Origin of the sequence: Perlabentimonas gracilis (assembly GCF_011174675.1) — a bacterium.
GTDB classification, from domain to species: domain Bacteria; phylum Bacteroidota; class Bacteroidia; order Bacteroidales; family Tenuifilaceae; genus Perlabentimonas; species Perlabentimonas gracilis.
In genome coordinates this window covers 22,873-39,207 of record NZ_JAANIG010000002.1, presented here as the reverse complement: position 1 = coordinate 39,207, position 16,335 = coordinate 22,873, and the positions used below count along the sequence as shown (strand labels likewise).

Sequence of the window (16,335 nt, the reverse complement as noted above, 5' to 3'; positions counted from 1 at the left end):
TTTTATACATCTGTATTTCTGTACTTTATATATTATGGCACACTTAGTGATAAGTAAATACAAAACAAGAAAATCTTTAAATAATGGATAGAGTAATTAAGAAAAAAAGATGGCCTTTGAAAAAGGTTATATGGATAGTAGCCGGCGCAGCAGCTGTTCTTCTTATTGGATACTACATAGTATTCGCTGACAAAAGCTCGAAGCTTAACGTTGATTTGGATAAGCTAACAGTCGAAACGGTAGTTGAGGATCTTTATCGCGACTACATAACAGTAATAGGAACAGTAGCCCCAATACAAACCATTTATCTTGATGCAACCGAAGGAGGAAGCCGAGTTGATGAGATTATAACGCATGAAGGCTCATGGGTGAACGAGGGCGATATAATAGCACGATTTAGCAACACCAACCTTATTCTTGAGATCTCAAATTTTGAGGCTAACGTTTCGAGAGCTAACAACGAGCTATCGAACATCCGCCTGCAGATGGAGCGCACCACACTTGAGACCCAGAGCAGGTTGCTCGATTTGAACTTTGAGCTCATGGAGCGCAAACGCACCTACGAGAACAACAAGAAACTTTTTGATCAAAAGCACATATCCAACGAAGAGTACGAGCGCTCCAAAGAGGCCTACGAGCTGAACCTAAGGAGAATTGAACTTTTCCGGGCCAGCGCACGCCAGGACTCACTGTACCGCTTAACACAAATGAGAACTCTGGAGGAGGATGCCAAACGGCTACAGCAAAACCTTTCGGTTGTACGCAACAGGCTTGAGGCCCTAGTATACAGAGCACCAGTATCGGGCGAGTTGGCCTCGCTAAATCTGGAGGTAGGACAAGTTATTGGAATGGGTACGCGTATTGGCGCAATCCATGTGCTCGACTCCTACATGCTTAAGGTCGATATCGATGAGCATTACATTGCTCGAATCAACCGCAACCTAACGGGTGAGTGCGAATTCTCGGGCAATCTGTTCCCTGGCCACATCGCTAAGGTATATCCAGAGGTTCGTAATGGCCGATTCACAGTAGATATGGTTTTCGATAGCATTGTGCCGCCAAACATCCGTATTGGTCAAACATCAAGAATACGCCTTGAACTTGGCGAATCGATGATGGCAACACTTATTCCCAGAGGGGGTTTTTACCAGAGCACCGGAGGACAGTGGATTTACGTGGTTGACCCATCGGGCAAGTATGCCACCAAGCGCCCCATCCGCATCAACAGGCAGAACCCAAGACATTACGAGGTTACCGAAGGGTTGCAAGCAGGCGAAAGGGTAATTGTATCGAGCTACGACAACTTTGGAAATGTAGACAGGCTAATACTTAGAGACTAACATAGTACTCGGAAAAACACAAATAAACCTAACACCAAGTAGATATGAATAACAACAACTTCACAATTAAAACCAAAGAGCTAGTTAAAGTATTCCGCACCGAGGAAGTGGAAACTACTGCACTTAACAAAGTAGACCTCGAAGTTAAGGAGGGCGAATTTGTTGCCATCATGGGACCATCGGGTTGTGGTAAATCGACCCTACTTAACATCCTAGGCCTGTTGGACAATCCGTCGGGAGGTGAGTTCTACTTTAACGGGGTAGAGGTGTCGAAATTCAAGGAAAAGCAACGCACCAACATGCGTAAGGCCAACATCGGGTTTGTTTTCCAAAGTTTTAACCTGATAGACGAACTGACCGTTTTCGAAAATGTGGAGCTTCCATTACTCTACATGAACGTACCATCGTCGGAGCGAAAGCGTAAGGTTGAAGCGGTACTTGAACGGATGAAGATTTCGCATCGCAAAAAGCACTTCCCCCAGCAGCTATCTGGCGGTCAGCAGCAGCGCGTGGCTATTGCCCGTGCAGTAGTTGCCAACCCCAAGCTAATACTTGCCGATGAGCCAACGGGTAACCTCGACTCGGCCAACGGCGAGGAGGTAATGAACCTGCTGAGCGAGCTCAACAACGAGGGCACCACCATCGTGATGGTAACTCACTCGCCCAGCGATGCCGAAAAGGCTCACCGCATTGTTCAGCTGTTCGATGGACATATTGTTACCGAAAACGTAAAGAAAATCCTTTAGTACAGTAACTTTAAACTGTAGCCACTATGAAAGAGATATGCATACCAGTACCTGGCTTTGGGGAAGATCAGATTGCCGAAGTGTCTCTCACCATTGGCGAAAAGAAAGTGGTATACAGCTACAGGGTTGAGTCATTCCCTTGGAGTATCGACCAGCCAAATGAGGATTGTTCAGCATTAGCAGCCGATGATTATGAACACGCCACCCTTGAGCAGATTAATAATCTTCGTAAATCGTTATCGAACTACGACAAGGGATGGGAGCTAATACAGATTTTCACCCCGCGCAAAGGGGCAACCCATATACAGGTACTTTATCGAAAGTTGAATAGCTAATCGAAACACCCCATGAGCAATACTATTGAATTCATCTAAAAAACCTAGAAAGAACACTAAGCATTAGTATTAAAAATTCCGAATAGTATTGCTCATTTTTTCATCAGGCAAGCCATACATAAAACGTAATTACAACATGAAAACAACTAAAATCATCATACTAACCACTGCCTTACTGGCAATAATACTGCAAGGGATAGCCCAAGAAGGATGGAAACTGGAGGATTGCATTAGCCATGCCCTACAGAACAACATTCAAATAAAACGAAGCGAATTACAGGAGAAGGTTGCCCAGAAACAGTTCACGCAGAGCACATTTCAATTGGGCCCAAACCTTTCGGGTTTCTTAAACCATCAGTATTTAAATGGGTCGACCTTTAGCCAGTACGAGCTGGAATTTGTAAGGATGGAGAACCAGGGCGGTAGCCTAGGCATAAGCTCGGAGATCACCCTTTTTAACGGTTTGTATGGCTTAAACAATAGGGCTAGGCTAAAATATGTACTCGAGTCGCAGAAGCAGAATACCGAAGTACTAAAGAACAACGTAACCCTAAATGTTGTTGCCAGCTTCCTGCAGGTTCTGCTCGATACTGAAAATACAAAGTTGGCAAGCGAACAACTTAAGCTAGCCCAGCAACAGCTTACAAAGGCTGAGGTAGAGTTAGAACTTGGCATAATTGCGCAAGGGGAATACCTCAACCTCAAGGCTCAGCATGTAAATCAACAGGCTCTAGTTACCAATGCCAACAACCGGCTGAGGTATTCAACCATAGAGCTAGCCCAACTTTTAGAGTTGGAAAACCCCGATGAGTTTTCCATTGAGATCACCCCAATAATTATTTCAGATGATCCGAAAGAGCTCGATAATAAGCATACCTACATTCAGATTGCCGAAGTGAGGCCAGAAATAAAGCGGGAAAGATTTAACGTGAAGAGCGCCGAGAAACAAGTAAATATGGCCTATGGCCTACTAAGCCCAAGGATTAGCCTAGGTTACTCCTTTGGCTCGGGATACGACCAGTCGGCCTGGTATGGCCCACACGAAAATAGGATAGCGTATCCAGACTACACCTACGGCCAGCAGATTAAGGATTACTCGCAGCATGTGCTTCAGTTTAGGGTTTCGGTGCCAATTTTTCAAAGGCTTTCAAACCTTACACAAGTTAATCAGTCTAAAATTCATCTTCTGGATGCAAAATTTGCCCTAGAAGAGGCACAAAAGGCTGTGTACAAAGATGTACAAAGCGCTATTGCCGATGCCAGAGCCGCTTGGGATGGATACATAGCCTATAGCGAAGCGGTAAAGAGCTATCAGGAGCTATACAAGCAAACAGTAAATAGATTTGAACTGGGTATGGTGAATGCACTAGATGTTGGGGTTGCACAAAATAACCTAATACAAGCCGAAGGACAACTGCTGCATGCAAAATACACCTATATCCTACGAATGAAAATACTTGACTTCTACAGGGGCGTGCCTATAGCCCTGTAGTTTTGGTGGTTTAATTATAGGTTTAGTTTATGGTTTGTTGGTTAGCCCCGGGGTGGTTCCCGGGGCTTTTTTGTGTTTCTATTACAAAAACGATAAAACAATAGCTCATTATTTTTTTGCATAAAGGTTTATTTATATTAAATTTGATTAAGCATCAAAATCTATTAATAATTAACCTAACATTTTTTACATCATGAAAACAAGAAATCTATTGAGAAAAATTAGCGGAATGCTAGTTGTATTCGCGTTTATTTTTAGTGCATGTGAGGAAATTGAAACATCGAGCCTAACATTGGATCAGACTGAAACAGCAACTATTGAGGTTTATGTTTACGCCGAGCTCGATAAAACAAACTTTGGAATTGAATACGCACCTAACGATACCAAGGTTAAAATTTCAATTGCTAATTCTCAATTCAATCCAATGGCTCAAGGCTTTTGGACAACTACTGCTTTAGTTAGTAATGGTATTGTAGAGGTTGAAGTCCCAACTAATGCAGCAGGTGTTAATGTAACCATTGAACCTGAAGACTTTATCTACAATCAAGTACAACCCTATGGTTCTGGATCTACAACAATAGCGTACCGTTATTACTACAATACATTAACAACAGTTAATGTAAAGGCTGAGGAACATAAGATACTAGAGGTTACATACAGTAACACAAAAATGTCTGATCAAACAGAATTTGTAAGCAGAAGGTTCCAACTTGAAGCCGATTTAGATGCTACTGAAGCAGGAGTTGAAGTGGTTCCATCGGGCACAGTTGTGACCTTTTACAATAATGACTGGACAGCAACTGCAACAGTAGGTAGCGACGGTATTGTTCAGATTGATGTTCCTAGATCGTCTTTTATAAATGCTCGTTTTGAATATTCGAAAAAATTAGAGGCTGATCCTGTTGTAAGAAAGAATTACAGGTATAGCACGAATTTGGGTTCCTTTACTGAATCAAGTCCAACACCTCAGTATGTTAATTTTGGGTCAGGTGAACTTTGGGAATAATCATTTCAATCAAACACAATTTTGCTTGTAAAAAATACATAATGGCTAATAAATCAAGAAAAATTTAACGTAATGAAAAAAATACTAATCACACTTTCAATAGCCATATTTAGCTTAGCTTCAATAGCCCAAGAAGGGATTGATACCACGGAGGATACTGGTGCTAAGAACAATATGACTCTTCCCAAAGCGGGTGACATAGGAGTAGGGTTTGATGCAAGTCCCTTCCTAAACTATGTTGGGAATATGTTCAATGGAACAACAAACAATCGCCTTAACCTTAACGATAATACTCTTTACTTTCGGTATTTTCTTACCGGTAATTCGGCCATAAGGGCATCGATTAACTTGTCAACTTACATAGATATCCTTAAGGAATATGTTCCGGATGATGCTGCAATTTTTTTAGACCCTAATAGCAACAAACAACTTGTTGATCGGCGTATTGATAACTGGCATAGCTATGAAATGAAAGTTGGTTACCAACTTTACCATAATCATAAAAATTTTAGGGGCTTTTATGGAGCTGACTTAGGCTATCACTTCGAAAAGTATAGCAGGGTATATGAATATGGTAACCAAATGACAGAGATTAACTCAAGCCCTACTACATACTGGCATGGTAACACAGCCGTTCGTCCCCTTGAACAGAAAGCAGGTATCCAAAACAGCATAAGTCTAGGTGCCTTTATTGGCGGAGAGTATTATTTTATGCCTAGAGTTTGTGTTGGTGCCGAGTTTGGATTAGCTTATGGCATGACATTCGAGGGCCAAGGCTACGAAACCCAAGAAAGAATGGTTGGCACATTACATGTAGAAGAGAATATTGCACGAAATCCTGGCTCACTGAATATTTCTATGCAAACCCAATTTCCCTATTCATATGGAAATCTATATTTAATGTTTCACTTCTAGTTTAAACCTATTCACACTACAAAAGAAAGGCTGCAGATGATCTGCAGCCTTTTCTTATATATTTAATGCATTACAAAATCTCCTGCTCAATAAACCGCTCCAGTGATTCAATTCCAATTCGCTTGGCAACAATTTTTTTATCCTTATCGAGCACGTATAGCACTGGGGTGCTATAAATATCGTAAAGCTTATGGTAGCGCGATCCGCGAGTTGGATCCCAAACGTTTATCCATTTAAGCTCATTTGAATCTACATACTCCTTCCATTTATCCATCTCGCCCTGGGTATAAACAGCCACAACGGCCATACCCTTATCCTTGAACTTATTGTACAAATCGCGAAGCAGTGGAGTTACCCTTTTGCAATGGCTGCAAGATGGTTCCCAAAAGTAGACAACTGTAACCTCAGCATTTACCTTGTGCAACTCCTGCACACCTCCGCTGAGGCTTGCCATTCGGAAGTTTGGGGCAATTTGGCCAATCAGGTTGGGCTTTAAGTCCCCTACCCTTTCGGCAATTTTCCCTTTGGTCTCCTCGGTAATCCATGGCGTTTGACCCGACAGGAAGTACTTCTCGGCAATATGAACAAACACTGCATCCATACCCATAATGGATGAATTAGAAAACTTTGAAAAAAGATGCGTAACGATAAAACGGTACATATCATCGTTTGCTCTTGCCCTCTCAATAATCCTATCGGCGTAGGGTACTATGGTATCGGCTACGGGGATTAGCACCCTATCGAAATAGTTATCGATACGTCCTACAAAGAAAGGAGTACGGATAAGACCTGACTCCGAGAAATCGACATTGTCGAAATAATGCTTCTGATTATACCTTATGCTGGTAATCCATCTAAGGGAATCGGCATTGGGAGCATCATCCGGTATGCCAAAATCGGGGAACTCAACAGGTTTTAACGTATTAATTATGGCGGCTAGCATTGAGCCTTGGTTGGCTGCAACCGTTTCGTTCCACATAGTTTTCACGTCGCTATCCAGCGCTTCAATCTTAGCTACCAAGCCCTTATCAACCTCACCGGTTGCTTCTCTCTGCTCCTGGGCCTGCTTTTGTAGTTCGCCCATTCGGTTTTGCTTCTCGGCTAAAAACTTTCGGTATCTATCGAATGCCGTATTCTCTGGGGAGTTGGTAAACTTTAAATTTTGATTCACATTGTCAATCGATGTGGTTATGCCGAATTGCTGATTATCCTCAAGAATCAACTCGAAAAAGTTTTCGGGCAGAACCACAAAGTACATTCCACGGGGCAGTAGCGTGTCGCCCTTAAACACAGCTACCCCTTTCGAATTGGTTGTTGCCGTATCGGCAAGCAGCGTTTTTTCACCGTGGTAGTAGCCCAGCTGCAGCTTGGTATCGGCAAGCCCATCAACTTTCACCTCTATCCGATAGCCCTGGGCATTTGTCTCAGAAATTAATGCAGCTATTGCAATTGCTATAAAAATTATTCGACGCATAGTTTAACTTGTTTATTTTGATTAACAAAAATAGAAATTTTGTTACACTGTTCCGGACCATTTTGGTATTAATTAACAACAAATGGCTAAGGTATTTGTTAATCCATCATATCAAACATTATACCCTAAAATTTTTATGAACACTTCATATAATCATCTGGCATCGCAAACTAGTCCATACCTTCTGCAACACGCCACCAATCCAGTTAATTGGTATCCTTGGGGCGATGAGGCCTTCGCCAAGGCAAAGATGGAGAATAAGCTAATCCTCATTAGCATTGGATATAGCAGCTGCCATTGGTGCCATGTAATGGAGAAGGAGTCGTTCTCGAACCATGAGGTTGCTGAGTTTATGAACGATCATTACGTATGCATTAAGGTAGACAGGGAGGAGCGTCCCGATGTTGATCAGATATACATGAATGCCATTCAGATAATTACCCGTTCGGGTGGGTGGCCACTCAACTGTTTTACCCTACCCAATGGCAAACCAGTATTTGGGGGAACCTACTTTAAGCCTGAGGGCTGGCTCGATATTCTCAAAAGCCTTCACTTTGCATGGATGACTGAACCCAAAAAGGTGATAGAGGTGGCCGAAGAACTTACCCTGGGAATTTCATCCACAGAAATTATAGCCGAAAAAGCAGACTCTAACCCCATTAAACCAGAAATACTTACCAACTACGTTGACAACTGGAGCAAGCGTTTCGACAGTAGATATGGTGCCAACAAAGGTGCGCCCAAGTTTGCCATGCCCGGATCGCTGCAATTCCTCCTCGACTTTGCTGAAGTGGCTCAGGATGAGGATGTGAAGAAGCACGTAAAGCTCACCCTCGATAAGATGCAAAGCGGTGGAATATACGATCACCTGGGTGGCGGATTTTTTCGTTACTCTGTAGATGAGCAGTGGTATGTACCACACTTTGAGAAGATGCTCTACGATAATGCACAGCTAATCAGCCTTTACTCCAACGCTTACAAGCACTTTAAAGACGAGCAGTACCGGGCTACCGTATACCAAACTATAGATTTTATTCGGCGTGAACTACAATCGGCCGATGGAGCATTTTACAGCGCCATTGATGCCGATAGCGAGGGAGAAGAGGGTAAGTTTTACACCTACTCCAAGGAGGAAATTGACAACCTTCTTGGGCCCGATGCCGAGCTATTCTCCATTGTATATGGTGCCACAGGGTCGGGTGTTCACCTAGGCAAGAATGTTTTAAGGATATCGGCTTCGATAAATGAAACCGCTTGCCTTTTGGGTCTTTCCATCGATGATGTGGTTGAGAGGCTAAAGGCTGCACGCACTAAGCTATTCAACGCAAGGCTAACGCGCATTAGGCCAATTACCGACGACAAGGTTATCCTTTCATGGAATGCGCTAACCATTAAGGCGCTTGCCAATGCCTTTGTGGTGTTTGGCGATCAACGGTTCCTAACCCATGCCATTCGAACGGCAAATTTTATCGAAAACAAGCTAAGGTCAAACAATGGCACTCTGCATAGAATTTACTGCAAAGGCAAAACGACCATCCCAGCCTTCCTTGACGATTACGCCTACCTTGCCCAATCATACATTGCGCTGTACCAGTCTACATTCGATGAGGAATGGCTAACCAAGGCTAAACAGCTTACCGATATTGCCTTCGACAAGTTCTTCGATAAGCAAACGGATATGTTCTTTTTAACATCCTCTGAACACGACAATATCATTGTTCGCAAAATGGAGATTACCGACGGCGTGATGCCATCGTCGGGAGCAGTTATGGCCTCAAACCTTATTACGCTTAGCCAGTACTTCCGAAACGACTGGTATGCTGAGATTGCTACCCAAATGCTACACAACATTGTGGAGCAGCTGCACCGAGGGGGAGTTTACGTTTACAAGTGGGCACACGTATTTTTAAAGCACATTGCTGGTAGCGCAGAGATAGCCTTCTCGGGCAACGACGCTAAGCCAAAACTATTGGGGCTCATAAGAACGCTAACCTACCCGCACGTAACACCATATATATATAGTCAGCAATCGGAACTACCCATAGCCAGCCATACCATTGATGATGGTTTCTTTAACCTTTGTATCGGCAACACCTGCCTGCCTGCCACCGCAAACGCCGAGGAGGTTGAAATGCGAATTAAAAACGAAAGGCCCTTTGGCTCTCGCCATTAGGACCTTTCGAAATGAGTTAGCACTCCGTTCTACCAAATGGTAGGACGAACCTCAGGAGCCCTGTAAAGCGGATCGGCAGGATCTATCTCAAATGCATCGTAAAACTCGTTGATGTTGAACACAGCACCATTCACACGGAATTTACCAGGCGAGTGGGGCCCAAGCTTAACACTACTAATTAGCGCTTGGTCGCGAATTACCTGACGCCACACATTGGCATACGATAGGAAAAAACGCTGCTCTGGAGTAAAGCCATCAATTGGCTCAGGGCGTGGTTTTCCCTCCATAGACCTTTGCAATGCGTGGTACGCAATGGTTAGCCCACCGTAATCGGCTATATTCTCGCCAAGGGTAAGACGTCCGTTCAGGGTCATATCATCAATGGCCACAAATGCGTCGTACTGATCGATAATGGTTTGAGTAAGGTGGTTGAACTTCTCCGAATCCTCAGATTCCCACCACTCCTCAAGGTTACCATCCTTATTGTACTTACGACCCTGATCGTCGAAACCATGGGTAATTTCATGGCCAATAACCATACCTATGGCTCCATAGTTCACAGCATCATCGGCTTGTAGGTTGAAGAATGGAGGCTGAAGAATTGCTGCTGGGAAAACAATTTCGTTCATGGTTGGGCTGTAGTATGCATTAACGGTTTGTGGAGTCATAAACCACTCCGTTCTGTCAACAGGTTTTCCAACCTTATCCATATTCTGACGGAATCCGAAAGCAAAACCGCTCATAATGTTCTCAGCGTAACAATCTGCTGTAATATCTAGCTCGCTATAATCCTTCCACTTGTCGGGATATCCAATCTTAACATTCATGGCATCGAGTTTGGCAATGGCGCGCTCCTTGGTTTGATCGGTCATCCAGGTTAGGTTTTGCATACGATCGCGGTAAACCAACTTAAGGTTAGCCACCAGCTCGGTCATTCGCTCCTTGGCCTCGGGTGGGAAATTTTCCTCAACAAATATTTGCCCAACAACCTCGCCAAGCACCATATTTGCAGAACCTGCCACGCGCTCCCAACGGGGCCTATTGACCTCGCTACCGGAAAGCACCTTGCCGTAAAACTCGAAGCTCTGATCGACAAATGCAGAGCTAAGGTAGGGCGAGAATCTGCTCACAACATTCCAGGTTAAGTAATCCTTCCAGCTATCTACAGGGATTTCTGCTATCATCAACGAAATCTCATTAAAAAACGCAGGGTTATCAATAATTACATCCGAAGGAACATCAGCACCAATGGCAGCAAAGTAGCTGTCCCAGCTAATGCTTGGGCTTAACTTTTGCAATTCGCCCAACGATACCTTATTGTAGGTGCGATTGGGGTCGCGTCGCTCAAGACGAGTGAACGAGGCCTTTGCCAGTCGCTTTTCCAAGTCGAAAATGTTTTTAGCCTTTTGCTTTGCCTCCTCATCGGAGTTTCCAATAAGCATAAAGGTCTTCTCCAAATGATCGACGTAAGCTGTTCTAATTTCCTTTGAACGGCTATCGTTCGATAGGTAGTAATCGCGATCGGGCATACCCAATCCGCCCTGACCAAGGTTTAGTACTATTTCGGTGGTATTCTTTCTGTCCTGCCCGGCGTACACGCCAAAAAGAGGCGACACCCTAATGCTATGTAAGGCGGGAATCTCGCTAACTATGTCCTCAATAGATGACATACCCTCAATACGAGCCAACTTTGGCTTAATGGGCTCAAACCCTTTACTTTCAATGGTTTCCTCATCCATACCCGATAGGTAAAAATCGCCCACCTTTTGCCAACTCGACCCCTTGGGCTTCCGCTTCATTGTTGAAGCTTTCTCGAAAATACCTTTAAGCGTAACATTGTTCTCTTCCTGCAAAATATCGAACGATCCGTACCGCGATTTATCGTCGGGTATAACCGTATTCTTAACCCAGTTACCATTGGCGTATGCAAAGAAATCAACACCAGGCTTAACGGTTAAGTCCATATTCGCCACATCAAGAGCAGGCTTAACCTCTTTTTGGGGACCACTACATCCCACAAGCAATCCCACTGTCATTGTAATACAAATTGTTAGTAAACGCATAGTTTTTCATTAATGGTTTAGTCAAATTTGATGTAATATATGCAGTTTGGTTTAAGCCAATGATAAAATTTTAGCCACTATACTCACACAATTTATACATTTATTAAAAGAATATATTTATACTGATATTCTGTTCATTACAAAACTCCCAGAAATTACTTTAAAAATAAACTAACAATTTAGTTGTTCAACTAATTTATTAGTTATATATTTGTTTAAACAAAAAATCGAGTATGAAAGAACTAACAAAAGCCGAAGAGCAAGTAATGCAAATACTCTGGAAGATTGAGAAGGGGTTTGTTAAGGATATTATTGATGATATGCCAACCCCCAAGCCAGCGTACAATACGGTGTCAACCATTGTTAGGATATTGGAGAAGAAAGGGTTTGTGGGCCACAATGCCTATGGCAAAACCCACGAGTACTACCCCCTTATTAGCAAGAAGGAGTACTCCGGTAAGTTTCTGAAGGGATTTATTAAAAGTTACTTTGGCAACTCGTACCGACAAATGGTTTCGTACTTTGCCAAGGAGGATAACCTGTCCATTGAGGAGATGGAATCGATAATCAACCTTTTATCCGACGAACTAAAAAAACAAAAGCAAGATGGAAGCAAGTAGCACACTTAGCATACTGCTAAAGATTAGCTTAGGGATTTTCATATTCTGGGGTATTTGGTTTCTTTTTTTAAGGAATGTGAATAGGTTTGGGTTGGTACGCGGATTCATTTTACTAGGTGTTATCACATCGGCAGCAGGGCCATGGCTACTACCAGCAATACAAAGCATCTTTCAAATTAGCCCCCTGCCAAGCTATGGAATGGTAACCATTAGCATCCCGGAAGTTACAATAGGCCCAAGTGAGAACTCGATAAATTGGAACAGTATCTTTAGTATTGCCATACTTTCCATATCGGCTCTATTTGTTTTAAGGCTAGCCTACCAGCTAATTAAGATAGGGATACTCACCCAGCAAGGTAAGAGGTACCGTAAAGGTTCGATGCTTATTGTTGAGCACGAAAACGATACCCCACCCTTCTCGTTCATGAAGTACTGCTTTATTAATCCCCAAGGCATCCCTCAGGATGGCTTGGAAGATATCCTGAAGCATGAACAGGCACACCAGCAAAAAGGACACTCATTTGATATCATGCTATTCGAGGTTGTTGGAATAGTTCAATGGTTTAACCCTTTTTACTGGATGCTCCGCAAGGCCATAGTTGAGGTACACGAGTACCAAGCCGACAAAGCGGTTATCGACACTCAAACCGATCCACACGCGTATTTGGATACCATAATCTCCATTGCCTTTAGTGGGATAGCGCTGCCCATTGGCAATAATTTCAACAAATCACTAACACTAAAACGATTAGCCATGATGAACATCACACAAAAGACCAAGGGAGCTCTGCTGCGCTGGGCACTTGCCTTAGCCGTAGCCATACCCGCTGCATTTATAATATCGTGCGACAGCAACGAAATTGCAGAAACTGAAGTTAAGGAAGAGATAACTGTAGAACTTATCGCAAATGACGATGAGATAAGCAAGACCAGCGAGGCTGAGGGAGAAATATTTGTAGTTGTAGAAAAGATGCCTAGGTTCCAAGGAGGCGATATCAATAAATTCCTTGAGTACATAAGCAAAAACCTTCAATACCCTGAGATTGCAGCGGATAACGGTATACAGGGTAGAGTTATCATGTCGTTTATTATTGAACCTGATGGTAGGTTAACCAATGCAAAAATCCTTAGAGGAGCTGATCCATCGCTTGACAAGGAGGCTCTAAGAGTGGTTGAGTCGAGCCCCGTATGGACACCCGGAACTCAACGCGACGAACCAGTAAGAGTATCCTTTAACATCCCCATTCTGTTCACCCTAGAATAAACATATAGAGCGTTGCACACCCCGGGTATGCACTGCATACTCGGGGTTTATTACAAACCAACCCACCAAAACGATGGCTAAGTTTTCACTCCTTCTAGGCATAATTCTCCTGCTGGTTAATACATCAGCATACAATGCTCGCGCACAGGAGAACGATATTTCAACTGAGAATATTGGCATTATGGCCTACAACCTGTCAGACGAAGAGCTAATAGAGTTGCTAAAAGAGAGGTTGAGAACAGATAGCTTATCAACCCGAAACTGGGTAATGCTTGGTGGCTTATGGGAAAACCGCATGCAGTTCGACAGTGCTATAGTTGTATACCAAAGAGCAATAGCTATAGATAGCACGTGTACCAAATGCAAGCAACATTTGGCCAGCTCACTGGCTAACCTAGGGAAAAACGGTTGGGCATTACGCATTTACCAAGAAATACTCGAAGCTGACTCAAGCAATGTAAGCGTAAGGTCGCAGTACGCCCGTTTGCTCCGAAGAGATGGTCAATTTCTTGGGGCGTTCCTTCAGTTTGAACATCTACTACAAGCCGACACCCTTAACTCATACATCTGGGAGCAGCTGGGCGATTGCGCAATGCGAATAGATAGCATGGCTGTTGGACTGTATGCGTACAACAAGTCGTTTGAACTAAATCCAGCCAATATGCCCTTGTCCATTAAGCTTATCAATGGATTTATCAAGGCAGGTATTCCTCCATTCGAGGTAATGCCCATTGCAGATATTGCATACGAGCAGGATTCAACCTACGTGCCAATTGTTAGAACTAAAGGATACCTCTTCTTCCTATCGCAGGTTTACCCCGATGCTGAGAAATGGCTAGAAAAGGCCAGCATCATGGGAGACTCCTCACGCTTTACTCAAAAATTCTTAGGCATAAGCAAATATCATATTGGAAAACATTTAGCTGCAACCGAGTATTTAGAAAGAGCTTTTGAGAAAGACACCACCGACAATGTGCTAAACTACATCATGGCCAATTCGTACATCCAAATTGGCGGCTGGCCACGCGCCATTGAATTGCTTGACATTACCGAAGAGCTACTTACCCCAAACCCAAAGGAGGTTGCCCTGCTGTATGCTTCACGAGGCGAGGCCTATAAAAAGGCCAACCAGTACCAAAAGGCGATTGCCCAGTTTGAAAAAGCGTTGGAACTGCACCCCGAATACAAGGCTTACATATACGAAATTGGGATATGCTACTACAATGCCAAAGATTACGACAATGCAAAAAGAACTCTAGAGGACTTCCTCTTGTTTGCCGACGACTCAACAGCCATGAGGTCTATCAACGAGAGAGCGCCAATGGCAAAACATTTTATAAGAAGAATAAATGGGGAAACGTTTTTTCTTGACGGTACTAATGTAAAGATTAAGGAATCATCGGAATAATTGAGCAAATCACTCCACTTTTTCCTATTTTTGTCTGAATATAAAAATCAGTAACAATTAAATGAAGCAGACAAAAACCATAGCGCTGGTTGCACACGACAACCGCAAGAATGATATGATTGAATGGGTTGAGTGGAACTGGCAGAAGCTACTACAGCACAAATTGGTATGCACTGGAACAACAGGAAAACTGGTAGATGAAGCGCTTACCCGAATGCACAAGGGAGAGGGGTATCAGTTGGTATCAATCACAAAGCTTAAGTCGGGGCCTCTGGGTGGCGATCAGCAGCTGGGCGCTATGATTGCTGAAGGGAATGTGGATATACTCATATTCTTCTGGGATCCTATGCAACCCCAACCCCACGATGTAGATGTTAAGGCCTTGCTTCGCATTGCCAGCGTGTATAATATCCCCACGGCAACTAACCGCTCTACCGCCGATTTCATCATTGAATCGCCGCTGCTTGACCGGGTTTATATCAACAAAACGAAGGATTACAGTGGTTACATAAACCGCAACCTAGACATTTAGGGTTAGCAAGCAAGGTTCAACACCTACTTACTTCCAACCCTATTTTTCTTAATCTGATTGATAGTCCAATTAATACGCTTGGCATAGTAAGGGCTTGCCATAAGCGAAATGAACTCCGATATATCATCGAGGCGGGGAATTGCGGGTTCGCCAATGGCAATTAGGGTGTCCACAATCCTTTCGGTTTCCTTGGCATTAGTGGTAACCAAAAATCTCTCAATAAGCTGATCGACGGCATCTTTGCCATACGGCACCAACATATCGAAGTTTGCTTTGATAATAAGAAAGCTTACCTGCTGCTCCTTGTCGCTGGGTGTATATTCAGGATGAGATTCACTCAAAATTTTTGCTGCTTCGATCCTAACCAGCAAATCCTGGCACAATAGTAATTCGGACAGTTCGACAGGCGAAAGCTGTGCCATTTCCTGGGCAACTGTATCATTTAGGTTATGCTTTGGCTCCTCTCTTTTCTTGAGAAAGACCTGAGCTTTACGGGACAAACCGCCGCTAGCAGTTTGCAACACAGCAACAGGCACACCTCCGTGGTAGAAGTATATATCCGAAATTCTTAACGGTAAATCTTTTAGCGCAGGGATATCCGAAGGTTTTAACCACCAATACTCATTTAGAACATCAGGGAAACTCTTACGAGCCTGAAACCTAGCAACCTCAAGATCGACCCCGGTCCTAATATCCACAATATCTCCCTTTTGGAACCGAGTTGAGTATCGGTACGAAAAGAATTCATTTTCCCTATGATCTATAGCACCTTGGGGTAACTCCATACTATTGCAAGACTACTGATTCAATTGTTTTCTATTCATTTCAAAATGCAACACAATATACGACAATATGAAATAATACAAAAATTTTACCTCAGGCAATTACTAAAATATGCTACACATTTCTGATAACACTAAAGCATAAGACTTTATGGCGAGAAGAAGATTCTAGGCAGCAATACCAT

Annotated in this window: 14 protein-coding genes; 11 read left to right on the top strand and 3 right to left on the bottom strand. The window is 43.3% G+C overall.

The window, feature by feature from the left end:
• The first annotated feature begins 83 nt into the window (after positions 1-83).
• The 6 genes from G8O23_RS01495 to G8O23_RS01470 all read left to right on the top strand — a co-directional run bounded on the left by G8O23_RS01495 (position 84) and on the right by G8O23_RS01470 (position 5,834).
• The gene (locus G8O23_RS01495; protein WP_166361037.1) at positions 84-1,340 is read left to right on the top strand and encodes an efflux RND transporter periplasmic adaptor subunit; all 1,257 of its coding nucleotides are present in this window, start codon (positions 84-86) and stop codon (positions 1,338-1,340) included.
• 44 nt (positions 1,341-1,384) lie between these two features.
• Positions 1,385-2,086, top strand: coding sequence for an ABC transporter ATP-binding protein (locus tag G8O23_RS01490; protein ID WP_166361035.1), 702 nt, complete (start codon positions 1,385-1,387; stop codon positions 2,084-2,086).
• Positions 2,087-2,112: 26 nt separating this feature from the next.
• Entirely contained in the window at positions 2,113-2,421 is a 309-nt protein-coding gene (locus G8O23_RS01485) for a hypothetical protein (protein WP_166361033.1), read from the top strand.
• A gap of 136 nt (positions 2,422-2,557) precedes the next feature.
• Positions 2,558-3,913 carry a TolC family protein gene (locus tag G8O23_RS01480; RefSeq protein WP_166361031.1) on the top strand — a complete coding sequence of 452 codons (1,356 nt, stop codon included), beginning with the start codon at positions 2,558-2,560 and terminating at the stop codon, positions 3,911-3,913.
• A gap of 193 nt (positions 3,914-4,106) precedes the next feature.
• Positions 4,107-4,919, top strand: coding sequence for a hypothetical protein (locus G8O23_RS01475; RefSeq protein WP_166361029.1), 813 nt, complete (start codon positions 4,107-4,109; stop codon positions 4,917-4,919).
• Positions 4,920-4,991: 72 nt separating this feature from the next.
• Positions 4,992-5,834 carry a hypothetical protein gene (locus G8O23_RS01470; protein WP_166361027.1) on the top strand — a complete coding sequence of 281 codons (843 nt, stop codon included), beginning with the start codon at positions 4,992-4,994 and terminating at the stop codon, positions 5,832-5,834.
• Positions 5,835-5,904: 70 nt separating this feature from the next.
• On the opposite strand, the gene G8O23_RS01465 is transcribed toward G8O23_RS01470, so the two are convergent.
• The gene (locus G8O23_RS01465) at positions 5,905-7,308 is read right to left on the bottom strand and encodes a TlpA family protein disulfide reductase (RefSeq protein ID WP_166361025.1); all 1,404 of its coding nucleotides are present in this window, start codon (positions 7,306-7,308) and stop codon (positions 5,905-5,907) included.
• 136 nt (positions 7,309-7,444) lie between these two features.
• Between G8O23_RS01465 and G8O23_RS01460 the strand changes: the two genes are divergently transcribed.
• A complete protein-coding gene (locus G8O23_RS01460; protein ID WP_166361023.1) occupies positions 7,445-9,481 on the top strand; it encodes a thioredoxin domain-containing protein in 2,037 nt (678 codons plus the stop codon).
• 29 nt (positions 9,482-9,510) lie between these two features.
• On the opposite strand, the gene G8O23_RS01455 is transcribed toward G8O23_RS01460, so the two are convergent.
• Entirely contained in the window at positions 9,511-11,544 is a 2,034-nt protein-coding gene (locus G8O23_RS01455; RefSeq protein WP_166361021.1) for a M13 family metallopeptidase, read from the bottom strand.
• A 233-nt stretch (positions 11,545-11,777) separates the two neighbouring features.
• Between G8O23_RS01455 and G8O23_RS01450 the strand changes: the two genes are divergently transcribed.
• From G8O23_RS01450 to G8O23_RS01435, 4 genes are all read left to right on the top strand, one after another.
• Positions 11,778-12,164, top strand: coding sequence for a BlaI/MecI/CopY family transcriptional regulator (locus G8O23_RS01450; protein ID WP_166361019.1), 387 nt, complete (start codon positions 11,778-11,780; stop codon positions 12,162-12,164).
• Positions 12,151-13,428, top strand: coding sequence for a M56 family metallopeptidase (locus tag G8O23_RS01445; RefSeq protein ID WP_166361017.1), 1,278 nt, complete (start codon positions 12,151-12,153; stop codon positions 13,426-13,428). Before G8O23_RS01450 ends, G8O23_RS01445 begins: the two co-directional genes overlap by 14 nt.
• Positions 13,429-13,501: 73 nt before the next feature.
• A complete protein-coding gene (locus tag G8O23_RS01440) occupies positions 13,502-14,836 on the top strand; it encodes a tetratricopeptide repeat protein (RefSeq protein WP_166361015.1) in 1,335 nt (444 codons plus the stop codon).
• A gap of 61 nt (positions 14,837-14,897) precedes the next feature.
• The gene (locus G8O23_RS01435) at positions 14,898-15,368 is read left to right on the top strand and encodes a methylglyoxal synthase (RefSeq protein WP_166361013.1); all 471 of its coding nucleotides are present in this window, start codon (positions 14,898-14,900) and stop codon (positions 15,366-15,368) included.
• Between the two features lie 23 nt (positions 15,369-15,391).
• Here the strand turns inward: G8O23_RS01435 and G8O23_RS01430 are convergent, their stop codons facing one another.
• A complete protein-coding gene (locus tag G8O23_RS01430; protein WP_166361011.1) occupies positions 15,392-16,153 on the bottom strand; it encodes a hypothetical protein in 762 nt (253 codons plus the stop codon).
• Positions 16,154-16,335: the final 182 nt, after the last annotated feature.

What these genes read in the sequence shown, in the direction of transcription:
- G8O23_RS01475 (WP_166361029.1), top strand. Translation starts at nt 4,107, where the DNA reads ATGAAAACAAGAAATCTATTGAGAAAAATTAGCGGAATGCTAGTTGTA.
- G8O23_RS01480 (WP_166361031.1), top strand. Translation starts at nt 2,558, where the DNA reads ATGAAAACAACTAAAATCATCATACTAACCACTGCCTTACTGGCAATA.
- G8O23_RS01440 (WP_166361015.1), top strand. Translation starts at nt 13,502, where the DNA reads ATGGCTAAGTTTTCACTCCTTCTAGGCATAATTCTCCTGCTGGTTAAT.
- G8O23_RS01455 (WP_166361021.1), bottom strand. Translation starts at nt 11,544, where the DNA reads ATGCGTTTACTAACAATTTGTATTACAATGACAGTGGGATTGCTTGTG.
- G8O23_RS01465 (WP_166361025.1), bottom strand. Translation starts at nt 7,308, where the DNA reads ATGCGTCGAATAATTTTTATAGCAATTGCAATAGCTGCATTAATTTCT.
- G8O23_RS01450 (WP_166361019.1), top strand. Translation starts at nt 11,778, where the DNA reads ATGAAAGAACTAACAAAAGCCGAAGAGCAAGTAATGCAAATACTCTGG.
- G8O23_RS01445 (WP_166361017.1), top strand. Translation starts at nt 12,151, where the DNA reads ATGGAAGCAAGTAGCACACTTAGCATACTGCTAAAGATTAGCTTAGGG.
- G8O23_RS01490 (WP_166361035.1), top strand. Translation starts at nt 1,385, where the DNA reads ATGAATAACAACAACTTCACAATTAAAACCAAAGAGCTAGTTAAAGTA.
- G8O23_RS01495 (WP_166361037.1), top strand. Translation starts at nt 84, where the DNA reads ATGGATAGAGTAATTAAGAAAAAAAGATGGCCTTTGAAAAAGGTTATA.
- G8O23_RS01460 (WP_166361023.1), top strand. Translation starts at nt 7,445, where the DNA reads ATGAACACTTCATATAATCATCTGGCATCGCAAACTAGTCCATACCTT.
- G8O23_RS01485 (WP_166361033.1), top strand. Translation starts at nt 2,113, where the DNA reads ATGAAAGAGATATGCATACCAGTACCTGGCTTTGGGGAAGATCAGATT.
- G8O23_RS01470 (WP_166361027.1), top strand. Translation starts at nt 4,992, where the DNA reads ATGAAAAAAATACTAATCACACTTTCAATAGCCATATTTAGCTTAGCT.
- G8O23_RS01430 (WP_166361011.1), bottom strand. Translation starts at nt 16,153, where the DNA reads ATGGAGTTACCCCAAGGTGCTATAGATCATAGGGAAAATGAATTCTTT.
- G8O23_RS01435 (WP_166361013.1), top strand. Translation starts at nt 14,898, where the DNA reads ATGAAGCAGACAAAAACCATAGCGCTGGTTGCACACGACAACCGCAAG.